This window comes from Vibrio sp. T11.5 (assembly GCF_027587155.1).
Taxonomy (GTDB): Bacteria; Pseudomonadota; Gammaproteobacteria; order Enterobacterales; family Vibrionaceae; genus Vibrio; species Vibrio neptunius.
On sequence record NZ_JAPPTP010000004.1, the window covers coordinates 108,491 to 120,716 of the forward strand.

Annotated in this window: 8 protein-coding genes; 3 read left to right on the plus strand and 5 right to left on the minus strand. The window is 45.5% G+C overall.

Translation table 11 applies throughout. From position 1 onward, the window contains the following. Window positions 1-143: 143 nt before the first annotated feature. Window positions 144-1,514, minus strand: coding sequence for a YjiH family protein (locus tag OH455_RS06350; RefSeq protein WP_269980768.1), 1,371 nt, complete (start codon window positions 1,512-1,514; stop codon window positions 144-146). 461 nt (window positions 1,515-1,975) lie between these two features. After that, window positions 1,976-4,348 carry a phosphoenolpyruvate synthase gene (gene ppsA, locus OH455_RS06355; RefSeq protein ID WP_269980769.1) on the minus strand — a complete coding sequence of 791 codons (2,373 nt, stop codon included), beginning with the start codon at window positions 4,346-4,348 and terminating at the stop codon, window positions 1,976-1,978. Between the two features lie 175 nt (window positions 4,349-4,523). On the opposite strand from ppsA, the gene ppsR reads away from it, so the two are divergent. Continuing rightward, window positions 4,524-5,357 carry a posphoenolpyruvate synthetase regulatory kinase/phosphorylase PpsR gene (ppsR, locus tag OH455_RS06360; protein ID WP_045975930.1) on the plus strand — a complete coding sequence of 278 codons (834 nt, stop codon included), beginning with the start codon at window positions 4,524-4,526 and terminating at the stop codon, window positions 5,355-5,357. A gap of 136 nt (window positions 5,358-5,493) precedes the next feature. Here the strand turns inward: ppsR and OH455_RS06365 are convergent, their stop codons facing one another. From OH455_RS06365 to OH455_RS06375, 3 genes are all read right to left on the minus strand, one after another. Beyond that, window positions 5,494-6,231, minus strand: coding sequence for a substrate-binding periplasmic protein (locus OH455_RS06365; protein ID WP_333482720.1), 738 nt, complete (start codon window positions 6,229-6,231; stop codon window positions 5,494-5,496). A 57-nt stretch (window positions 6,232-6,288) separates the two neighbouring features. Further along, window positions 6,289-7,146, minus strand: a complete 858-nt coding sequence (locus OH455_RS06370) for a DMT family transporter (protein WP_269980879.1) — start codon at window positions 7,144-7,146, stop codon at window positions 6,289-6,291. 188 nt (window positions 7,147-7,334) lie between these two features. Continuing rightward, the gene (locus OH455_RS06375; RefSeq protein ID WP_269980770.1) at window positions 7,335-9,044 is read right to left on the minus strand and encodes a phospho-sugar mutase; all 1,710 of its coding nucleotides are present in this window, start codon (window positions 9,042-9,044) and stop codon (window positions 7,335-7,337) included. 378 nt (window positions 9,045-9,422) lie between these two features. Here OH455_RS06375 and coxB point away from each other — a divergent pair, with 378 nt between their 5' ends. Further along, complete coding sequence (gene coxB, locus OH455_RS06380; protein ID WP_443088588.1) at window positions 9,423-10,556, plus strand: cytochrome c oxidase subunit II; 1,134 nt, start codon at window positions 9,423-9,425, stop codon at window positions 10,554-10,556. Then, window positions 10,553-12,220: a cytochrome c oxidase subunit I gene (gene ctaD / locus OH455_RS06385; protein WP_269980772.1), complete on the plus strand. Its 1,668-nt coding sequence runs from the start codon at window positions 10,553-10,555 to the stop codon at window positions 12,218-12,220. Before coxB ends, ctaD begins: the two co-directional genes overlap by 4 nt. Window positions 12,221-12,226 lie beyond the last annotated feature (6 nt).

The window sequence follows — 12,226 nt, forward strand, 5'->3', positions numbered from 1 at the left end:
TTGTTGGAGTTTCCACATTTCAACCGTGTGCTTGGTTTTATCACATAGTCCAAGCAGGATTTGATATTTAGGATCGTAAGGTTCGCCGATAAAACAAAGGCCCTGAAAGGGCCTTTGAAAAAAGATTGATTTGCGATCTGAGATTAGAAAATCAGATGAGCAATACCAGCAATCACAGGCAGTGTGATTAAGGTACGCAGAATGAAGATGGCAAACAGTTCAAAGATGTTCACTGGGATACGGCTGCCAAGTAACAGCGCACCAACTTCAGACATGTAAATCAGCTGGGTGACAGACATAGCAGCGATGACAAAACGTGTCATTTCGTTATCAATCGATGACGCTAGAATCGCTGGGATAAACATATCAGCAAAACCAACCACGATAGTTTCAGAGGCCGCTGCCGCTTCTGGGATGCCTAATAGTTCAAGGAATGGGATGAATGGTTGACCTAGGAAGCTAAACACCGACGTGTACTCAGCAATCACTAGAGCAATCGTACCTAAGCCCATAACTACAGGCAGCACACCAAATACCATGTCTACCGCGTTACGTACGCCTTCACCAAAGACATCCTTAAATGATTTTACTTGGCTTGCTTTCGCTAGTGCCAGCTCCATACCCCAAGATACGCTTGTATGACCTGCAGGAACAGCATCGGCATCTTTTGCGGGCTGAGTACAATCGATGAAAGTATCTTTTTTCATGCTTAGAGGAGGCAAGCGAGGAATGATGATCGCTGCCACAATACCCGCCAGACAGATTGCACCATAGAAAGGCAAGAACAAGTGCTCTAGTTCAACTTGAGCAAGAACAACCAAACTGAAAGTAATGGATACTGCTGAGAAGGTTGTACCTACGACAGCCGCTTCGCGCTGTGTGTAGAATTTGTTTTCGTATTGCTTGCTGGTTAGCAGGATACCGACTGAGCCATCGCCAAGCCAAGAAGCCATACAGTCGATAGCGCTACGACCAGGTAAGTTAAATACTGGGCGCATCACTTTACTTAGCAGCGTGCCAAACAGCTCTAGCAAACCAAAGTTAAGTAACAGTGGGAGCAGTAAACCTGCAAAGATAAATACTGAAAATAGCGTTGGTAGCAAACCCTCTAGTACTAGGCCACCAGTATTTTCTTCCCATACGGCTTCAGGGCCGACTTGGAAGAAGGTCATTGCAACAGCAAGACCACCAATAACACGCACTGCCAACCAAAGAGGGCTTGGGTTAAACAGGCTGTTCAAGAATGGGCTGTTAGCAATAAATGTAGGATTCTTGATACGACATAACAATGAGGTTGCTGCCATAAATAAGATGATAGAAGTGACCATGCCTACAAGGTGATCACCAAATACAGCTTGTATGGATTTTGCCAGTACTGCGACTGGAATGGTGATATCACCGTCGTAGCTGATCGGGGCCATGAAAAGAAAAAGACCCAGCAAAGAAGGAATAAAGAACATCCAAAAGTTGCCTTTGCCTTTCGTCTGTTCGATAGATTGAGCGTTATTCTGCATTACAATTCTCGTGTTACTACTAGTCAATATGATAGGCCTATCCACTTGGCATATATATTCACTATACATCTGCATTTAATCATCCGGCGCAAGCCTACTGTCTTTCGAATACCTTTGCAATACTATTCAATATAATTCGCTAAATATTCATGATTAAATGTGTTATTTTTAATCAACGGTGGATTTTTGTTTTGTTGATGTTAATTTGATTGAAATAATGTTGCAACCGTGAATTAAGTGTATTGTTTGTTTTTATTTTGAATAATAGAGTTAGGACCCATAAATTTGGTCCTAAAGACACTAGGTTGGATAGGGTGTTAAGTGGTTTTAGAGTGGATAGAACTTAAAAATATCGAAATCGAGCAATTCGGCGTATCAAGAAAATATACCCAGTGATTTAATTGTGAAAATAAAAACCGCCCAATCAAAATAGGCGGTTTTTGCTCGATTATTGCTCAGTACTATTTGCCACTTACCTGCCCAAGTTTGAGCCAAGTATCAATCACAGTATCCGGATTGAGAGAGACGGAACTGATGCCTTGCGCCATTAACCATTCAGCCAGATCATCATGGTCAGATGGGCCCTGACCGCAAATGCCGACGTATTTACCGGCTTTAGTCGCAGCATCGATAGCCATTTGCAGCATCGCTTTTACAGCAGGATTGCGCTCGTCGAACAAGTGAGCGACATCGCCTGAATCTCGGTCTAGACCGAGTGTTAGCTGAGTCATATCGTTTGAGCCGATTGAGAAACCGTCGAAGTACTTGAGGAATTCGTCTGCTAGCACAGCATTAGATGGTAGTTCACACATCATGATGACTTTCAGGCCCTGATCGCCGCGGCGTAAGTCGAACTTCGCAAGAAGATCGATGACCGAGGCCGCCTCGCTCGGAGTGCGCACAAATGGGATCATGATTTCAACGTTCTTCAGACCCATCTGATTGCGAACACGCTTAATCGCTTGAGTTTCTAGTTCAAAGCAGTCTTCAAATACAGGTGAGATGTAACGTGACGCACCACGGAAGCCCAGCATAGGGTTTTCTTCATGTGGTTCGTAACCTTTGCCACCAACTAGATTGCTGTACTCGTTGGACTTAAAATCAGACATACGGACGATGACGCGTTTTGGCCAGAATGCCGCAGCGATAGTCGCGATACCTTCAGTCAGCTTGCTGACGTAAAAATCGATAGGATCTTTATAGCCACGAATGCGCTGAGTGATTTCTGCTTTTAGCTCGTCACTTTGTGCGTCAAAGTTCAGTAGGGCTTTCGGGTGAATACCAATCATCTTGTTGATGATGAATTCCAGACGAGCCAAGCCAACACCTTCATTTGGAATCTGCGCGAAGTCGAAGGCTCGATCTGGGTTACCGACGTTCATCATCACTTTGGTCGGTAGCAGTGGCAGTTCGTCAACTGCAGAGCGCTTGACTTCAAAATCAAGTTCACCCTGATAAACATAGCCTGCCTCACCTTCAGAACAAGAAACCGTCACGGTCGCGCCGTCTGTCAGCTTTGATGTGGCATCGCCACAACCAACGATTGCTGGAATACCCAGCTCACGTGCGATGATAGCTGCGTGGCAAGTACGACCACCACGGTTGGTAACGATTGCTGAGGCCTTCTTCATCACTGGTTCCCAATCTGGGTCAGTCATATCAGTAACTAGTACGTCGCCATCTTGAACCAAAGACATTTGGTCTAGCGAGTCAACCAGACGTACTGGGCCAGAACCGATACGCTGACCAATAGCACGGCCTTCAACCAAAACTTCTGCTTTGTTGTTTAGCTCGTAACGCTCAATCACGTTCTGTTCGCTTTGAGAACATACGGTTTCTGGGCGAGCTTGAACAATGTAAAGCTTGCCATCAATACCATCTTTCGCCCACTCGATATCCATCGGACGCTGGTAGTGCTTTTCGATGATCATCGCTTGTTTTGCCAGTTCTTTGATCTCTTCGTCATTGAGAGAGAACTGTTCACGCTCTTGTGTCGAGGTATCAATGATGTCGACTTGCTTGCCAATTTCTTGGTTGGTCGAGTAGATCATCTTGATAAGTTTAGAGCCGAACGTCTTCTTAACAATCGGATGCTGACCCGCTTCAAGCATTGGCTTGTGAACGTAGAACTCGTCTGGGTTTACGGCGCCCTGAACGACCATTTCCCCTAGACCCCAAGAGGAAGTGATGAACACAACCTGATCAAAGCCAGATTCAGTGTCTAGCGTGAACATAACACCAGAAGAGGCTTTATCCGAACGCACCATGCGTTGGATACCCGCAGACAGCGAGATACCACGGTGGTCAAAACCTTGGTGCACACGATAGGAGATAGCGCGGTCGTTAAACAGAGAAGCGTAAACGTGTTTCGTTGCTTCAAGTACAGCATCGATACCTTTTACATTAAGAAATGTTTCTTGCTGGCCCGCGAATGAGGCATCCGGCAAATCTTCAGCAGTTGCTGAAGATCGAACGGCGACGGAAAGTTCTGTATTACCTTCAATCAGTTGTTGGTAATCGCTACGAATATCCTGCTCTAGGTCAGCAGGGAAGGGAGCTTCTAAAACCCATTGACGGATGGTGGCACCTGTCTTGCGCAGAGCTTCTACATCCTCAACGTCTAGTTCATCGAGCAGTTGGTGGATTCGTTCATCCAGACCTTCATAATCAAGGAATTGGTTAAACGCGTAAGAAGTAGTAGCAAAACCATTCGGTACTGAAACGCCAGCATTCGATAGATTTGAAACCATTTCTCCAAGTGAAGCGTTTTTACCGCCGACCTTGTCGACATCTTCCATGGATAGGCTATTGAACCAGAGGGTGTTCTTTTGCATGTCTTTCTCCAGAAACATTGCAGCTTTGTAGGGATAAAGCAAACGATTACGCAAAGGCTTAAAAAAATTCTCAACAAATTTTCAAAGCTGTGGGGGGCGTAATTGTCAGCCGGGTTTTATTATCGATATTATGTTGCCCATCCTACTCAAAAGAATTTTAAAGTTTAAATAAAACATGCAAATTGATATTCAAAGTCGTGATGTATTCTATGTTTCTGACGGAACAGCCATCACATGTGAGACATTAGGCCATGTTGTTTTGGGCCAATTTCCGTTGAACACCAACGAGAAAACGTTTCCGTTTGTTGAAAGTGAAGACAAATTAGCGGATCTGCTGAAGGAGATTGAACTATCGTATCAAGACACTGGTGTGAAGCCTTTAGTGTTTTTTTCCATCGTTATCCCAGAGATCAAGCAGAAACTATTGACAGCGCCCGCGTTTAGTTATGATGTGCTGGCGAGTATTGTCCAACAAGTCAAAGATGACATTCAGCTTGAGCCCAAACCCAAACTACAGCGTTCTCGTAGTGTGAGCAAAGATTCAGATACTTATTTTGATCGTATCGCGGCGATTGAATACACCTTGGCGCATGATGATGGCATTACGCTCAAGGGCATGGACGAAGCCGATATTATATTGCTGGGTGTTTCTCGAAGCGGCAAAACACCAACCAGTCTTTATATGGCGATGCAATTTGGCCTAAGAGTCGTGAATTACCCATTCATTGAAGAAGACATTCGTCGCCTAAGACTATTACCAGAATTCGAAATCCATCGTCATAAACTGTTTGGCCTGACGATTGATCCTGAAAGGTTGACCGAAATTCGAGAGAACCGCTTGGCGGGCAGTGAATATGCCAGCACCGAGCAGTGCATCAATGAATTGGAGAGCGTTGAGGCGTTATTCCGACGTGAAGCCATTCCTTACATCAATACCTCATCACTGTCGGTGGAAGAGATTTCAACCCGTATCCTTGAAAAAGCGGGGTTGAGAAGGCGATTACTGTAGATAAAATAAGTCTGGGCAGCAAATATAGGCTGCCCGATTGCCTTGTTTACGTAAGACCATCTGATGTCGCTGTGATACCACAACAGAGACCATGGTTGACGAAAACTCGCCTATATCTTTCGCTTCTGCGTCCAGTTCAATTGGTTTGGAATTTTTTTAAGCCTTTATCGAGGAGATTCTTAAGCGACAAAGCATGTTCATACTGTTTCGAAATCAGCATGTGAAATTTATGCTTAGCCATATTTGGAATGGGCTTAGACTCAATGTCTTCGCTGACGTAATTGATGCCCCAAACGCTTTGAATTCCATCGAGTATCTCATTCCATGATAGGATCACATCGCATCGCTGCTGTTTCAGTTCTGTGATGAGCTCGTGCATGCTGTGTGTGTACTGTTCAACTTGTTTAAGTTGGAAGTCGCCGTAGTTATAGCCATGAATGCCGCACACCTTGTATTGGTCTAGCTCTGCAACATCATCGATGGATAGACCTTTTGGAAATCGAGATTTTTTGTATAAGTAGTATGGCGTTATATTGTAGTACCAATCGGTGTATAGGTAATGCTTGGCACGCTCCTCTGAGTGCGATGCGCTGACTGCTATTTGAAACTCGCCACTCTTCGCCCCTTTGAGGCAGCGGCTCCATGATGTCATGGTAAAATTAAATGTGATACTTTGCGGTAGCAAAACGTGGTTCAGAACGTCTAGATCGAAACCTTTCACATCTTCTCCATCTAGGTAAGTATAGGGAGGCCAGTCAATAGAATCTCCGCAAATACTTAAATGTTCATTCCTTAACTCCGAAGTAGTCGCTAATGCTTTGTTAAGGCCTGTTAGCACAATCAGCAGGCAAAAACATATTGGTAGATTCATCATGGGGCGCTTTGGTTGTCTTGACTCACATAAGTATAGACCCCGTGTATTGATTTGAAGCTATTTTACTCGAAGCAATGATGGCTTGAACTGATGGCCGAAAACGTTAATTAATGCACCGATAACAATCAGTGAGCCACCTAAGTAGGTCCAGTTAGAAGGTGCTTCATTGAATATCCAGGCACCAAGTAGTGCAGAGAAAACAATTTGTACGTAGGAATAGGCCGAAGCTTTACCCGCAGCCTGAGTTTGCATCGCTTTGGTTAAACCATGCTGACCTATCTGAGTGAAAACACCGACTAGAATTAGCATCGTGGTCAAAAATAGACTGGGCCAGACGAAATCATCGCCGAGCAAAACGATAGAAGTAGGTAGGGCCATCAATGGGAAGTAGAAAATAATTACTGAACTGTCCTCTGTTTGGCTTAATCGACGGACAATAACATAAGCAATAGAGCTGCCAAACGCTCCGAGCAGTGCCATCATCACGCTAAATAGTGGGAGGTTTGAGCTATCGGTTGTTTGCACGCTCGGTTGAACCATCACCCCCAAGCCTATTAAGCAAAGCACGATACACATAGTGGTCGAAAATTGAATACGCTCTTTGAGAAAGAGTACGCCAAGCAAAGCAGTAAACACCGGGTGCACATATTGAAGGATGGTGGCTTCTGCTAGAGGAAGGGTTGTGACTGAATAGTAAACACACATTAGGGCGATTGTGCCGACTGCACCGCGAAGCATAAGAAGTGGCTTATTGTGTCCCCACACTGAAATACGTTTGCGTTTAACATCCAAGTAACTGATCACCAATGAAACACATGCCCTAGCTGCAACAATTTCAAACAAAGGAATACCATAGTTGCTCACGTATTTGACGCAGGCTGACATCAAGGCAAAACCGAGCGCAGAAAGCAACATATAACGCACCCCTACAGGGGTGACAGATAAAATGGTCTTCATGATGATTCAATCACTAGAGGAGAGTAGATGTGGCACTTTAACATATAAGTCAGTTTGTGGGTGCTTGGAGTTGAAATAAGAATTAAGATACTGAAAAAGCGGCTATTCGAGCCGCTTTGTAAACCAGTGTTTTCGATGGTTTCTCTTTAGTGATCCAAACTTGTTTGGTGTTCACTGATGAGCATATCCAGCGCAAGCTCCGCTTTTTCTTCCGCTATGGAAAAGCTATCTGCTGCAGCAAATGCTTCGACGACTTCGTAGTAGCACTTCAGCTTAGGTTCTGTACCTGATGGACGTACGATGACACGTGCCCCGCCAGAAAGGTGATAGATCAGAACGTCACTAGCTGGTAAGTCAATAGATTCAGCGTTGCCATCAGCAAAGGTTCGTGTTGAAAGTTTCAAATCTTCAATCACTTCGACTTTACGGCCTGCGATTTGACTTGGCTGCGCGGCTCGTAGTTTGTCTCCAACAGGTGGGGCTTTTGGATCGAGCGCAGTGCTATGTTGAGCATTGATGTACATACCGTGCTGGCGATAAATGTTTTCCAATTGATCCCACACCGTTTTACCCTGACGCTTAAGTTCGGCGGTTAGCTGAGAGAAAGCGACCAGAGCAGACAAGCCATCCTTATCCCACACTTTATTGCCCACTGTGTAGCCCAGTGCTTCTTCATAAGCGAACAGGAACTGTTTCTCTGCGGTTTGTTTTTGCATAGCGATATTAGTCAGCCATTTGAAACCTGTCAGGGTTTGGTAGTACTCAGCGCCATGAGAAAGTGCAATTTTCTCAAGCAATGTCGAAGACACGATAGTATTACCAATCAACTGTTTAGTTGCATCAGTATGGCTAAGCAGGTAGTGGCCAAATAGACAACCCACCTGATCACCCGTTAGCATCTGGTATTCGCCATCAGGTCGACGAGCAGCGACCGCAAAACGGTCTGCGTCTGGGTCATTGGCACAAGCGATGTCGGCGTTATTCGCTTTTGCCAACGCGATCACCATGTCCATGGCTCCTGCTTCCTCAGGGTTAGGGAAGTTCACTGTCGGAAAAGAACCGTCGGGCTCACGTTGCTCGGCAACGCTGTGGATTTTGGTGAAGCCTGCATCTTTCAGCAGTGTTTCTGCCATGTTAGCCCCCACACCATGCATTGCGGTATAGGCTACGCCAACCGCTTCTGGTTGTTGATGATTAGCCAGCAGTGGGTTGCCATTCATCGTTTGGCGATAAGTCTCGTAGTAGTCTTCTTTTAGCCACACGAGAAGATCATGCTTTTCTGCATCATCAAGATTCATCAGAGGGATGGGTTTTGTAGCGGCTTCGTCGATTTCTCCCGCAATACCAGAGTCATGAGGAGGGATGATTTGAGCGCCATTTTCCCAATACACTTTAAAGCCGTTGTACTCTGGTGGGTTGTGGCTGGCCGTGACGACAACAGCAGCGGCGGCATTAAAATGACGAACACCAAATGCAGCAATAGGTGTCGCTGCGACATCGTGTGTCAGGTACACCTTGATACCTAAAGCGGTCAATACAGAGGTGGTATCATGAGCGAACTGCTTGGAATCTGGGCGGCCATCATAACCAATCACCACACCACGATGTTTTGCGTTTTGTACCTGCTCAATCAGATATTGACCTAGGCCTGTAGCAGTTTCTTGTATAACAAGTCGATTCATTCGGTTTGGACCACAGCCGACTTTGCCGCGCAAACCAGCTGTTCCAAACTCTAGCCTTTGACTAAATCGATCTGTTAGTTCTTGATATTGTTCTTCATCAATTAAGTGTTGAAGCTCTTCACGAGTACGTGGGTCCGGATCTTTTTCCAACCAACGAGTAACTTGTTCCATCATAACTTATTTCTACCTTTGACTAACGTTATTCCAAGTGTATGACATCTGGGGATTAATGGATGGATATTAAGTGATATTGATTATCATTTGAGAGAGCGCAATCGCTAAACCAAATATTGTGATCAATCTTCAATTTATATTGGTTAAATTACCTACATTTCCATTAGCACTTTCTTGCACTATTAGTAAACGCCAACTAGTTTTTATTAACATAACTATAACAAATTACATCGAATTTGCTGTTTACAAGGAATTTTCCGCACCCTTTGGGCTATTAGGACTTTTTTGCGTCGTTCTTGCTAAAGGGCGCCTTGGTTAAATCATCAGAGATGATGCCTCAGGCAGAGGAGAGGTCTTTTGAAAAGAATAAAGGTTTCACTGTGGCAACTGAGCAATTTGTTGTTTGTTGGCTTTGTTGCTTCAGTTAATGCTGAAGAAAACGCCTTGAACATGACCAAAGGCGTGACAGGTATCAGTAATGAAGTTTATGACTTACACATGCTCATATTCTATATCTGTTGCGCGATTGCTGTTGTGGTGTTCGGAGCAATGTTCTATTCCATGTACTACCACAGAAAGTCAAAAGGAGTAGTGGCCGCCAACTTTCATGAGAGCACCAAAGTGGAAGTGATCTGGACCGTCATCCCCATCATCATTCTTATTCTCATGGCCATCCCGGCAACCCGCACGCTGGTTGCAATGGAGGATACTTCTCAATCTGACCTGACGATAAAGATCACCGGTTCCCAGTGGAAGTGGCACTACAGTTATTTCGGAGAAGATGTCGAGTATTTCAGCTTGTTAGCAACTAGTCAAAAAGCGATTGACGGTATAGAAGACAAAGGCGCACATTATCTTCTTGAAGTTGATAACCCTCTGGTGTTGCCAATCAATCGAAAAGTACGATTCCTCCTGACTTCCGATGATGTAATTCACTCTTGGTGGGTACCTGACTTTGCAGTTAAGAAAGACACTATCCCAGGGTTTATCAACGAAGCTTGGACCCGCATTGATGAACCGGGTGTATATCGCGGTCAGTGTGCAGAGCTATGTGGTCGAGCTCATGGCTTCATGCCAGTCGTCGTTCATGCCATGGAAGAAGAGAAATACGACGCTTGGTTACTAGCGAAAAAAGCTGAAATTGAGCAAGCAAAGCAAGAGGCCGCAGCTTCTCTCACTGCATCCTTATCACAAGAAGAATTGATGACGATAGGTGAAAAAGTGTATGTCGACCGATGTGCCGTCTGCCATCAGGTTAGTGGCGCGGGTATTCCGGGGGCATTCCCTGCGATTACAGGCAGTAAGATCGCGACGGGCGATGTTGACAAGCATATCGATATCGTGGTTAACGGTCGATCCGGCACCGCTATGCAGGCTTTTGCCAACCAGCTCTCGGACAAAGAGATTGCGGCTGTGGTGACTTATCAACGTAATGGTTTAGGAAACAGTACGGGTGAGTTGGTGCAGGCATCCGATGTGAATGCATTTAAGGCATCCAAGGAGGGACAATGAAAACGTCCAAACCTGAGTCAATGAATTCTGAATCAATCAAATCAGCACCAGCGGCTGACGCCGAGTTAGGAAGAGCAAACAGTGCGATTGCTATTGACGATCATGATGATCATGATCATCACGAAGCACCTTCTGGCATAGCCCGCTGGATTTATTCCACCAACCACAAAGATATCGGGACGCTTTACCTTTGGTTCAGTTTCATTATGTTTCTGACCGGTGGAGCGATGGCGATGATTATTCGTGCCGAGTTGTTCCAACCCGGTTTACAACTTATCGAGCCCCAATTCTTTAATCAGATGACGACCGTACATGGTTTGATCATGGTGTTTGGCGCGGTTATGCCAGCCTTTACTGGTTTAGCAAACTGGATGATTCCGATGATGATTGGCGCGCCAGATATGGCGTTACCACGAATGAACAACCTCAGTTTTTGGATATTGCCTTTTGCATTTCTAATCCTGATTGCTTCGTTGTTTACGGAAGGTGGGGGCCCTGATTTTGGCTGGACTTTCTACGCGCCTCTTTCTACAACTTATGGACCTGACAGTACGGCTCTATTTGTGTTCTCTGTTCATATCATGGGGATCAGCTCGATCATGGGGGCAATCAACGTGATCGTCACCATCGTCAACATGAGAGCGCCAGGGATGACTTGGTTCAAAATGCCGATGTTTGTCTGGACTTGGTTGATTACTGCTTTCTTGTTGATTGCCGTCATGCCGGTGCTAGCAGGGGCGGTGACGATGGTCCTCACCGATAAGTACTTCGGCACATCATTCTTTGATGCCGCGGGTGGTGGCGATCCTGTGATGTTCCAGCATATCTTCTGGTTCTTCGGTCATCCCGAAGTGTACATCATGATCTTGCCATCTTTCGGTATCGTGTCGGCCATCATTCCTGCGTTCAGTGGTAAAAAATTGTTTGGTTACCACTCGATGGTGTACGCAACTTGTAGTATCGCGCTGTTGTCATTCTTGGTTTGGGCACACCACATGTTTACAACAGGGATGCCCGTTTTCGCTGAACTCTTCTTTATGTATTGCACCATGCTCATTGCGGTGCCCACTGGGGTCAAAGTGTTCAACTGGGTGGCTACGATGTGGCGGGGCGCGATGACATTCGAGACACCAATGTTGTTTGCCATTGCTTTCATTATTCTGTTTACCATCGGTGGGTTCTCCGGGCTTATGCTGGCGATTGTTCCTGCAGACTTCCAGTATCACGATACGTATTTTGTGGTCGCGCACTTCCATTATGTGTTGGTCTCAGGGGCGGTATTCTCGATTATGGCAGCTGCTTATTATTGGTTACCGAAATGGACGGGGAATATGTATGACCACAAGTTGAGCTTGTGGCATTTCTGGTGCTCAGTAATTTCGGTCAACGTCTTATTCTTCCCGATGCATTTCCTTGGCTTAGCTGGGATGCCACGACGCATTCCTGACTATGCAATTCAGTTTGCCGACATCAATCAGATAGTGTCGATTGGTGGCTTTGCCTTTGGTTTGTCTCAGCTAATTTTCCTCTGGTTAGTGATTAAGTGTATCCGTGGAGGAGAAAAAGCTGAGGCGAAACCGTGGGATCGGGCTGAAGGATTGGAGTGGACAGTACCAAGCCCAGCACCGCATCATACATTCTCTACCCCACCGAAAGTGGATTGAGGGAAG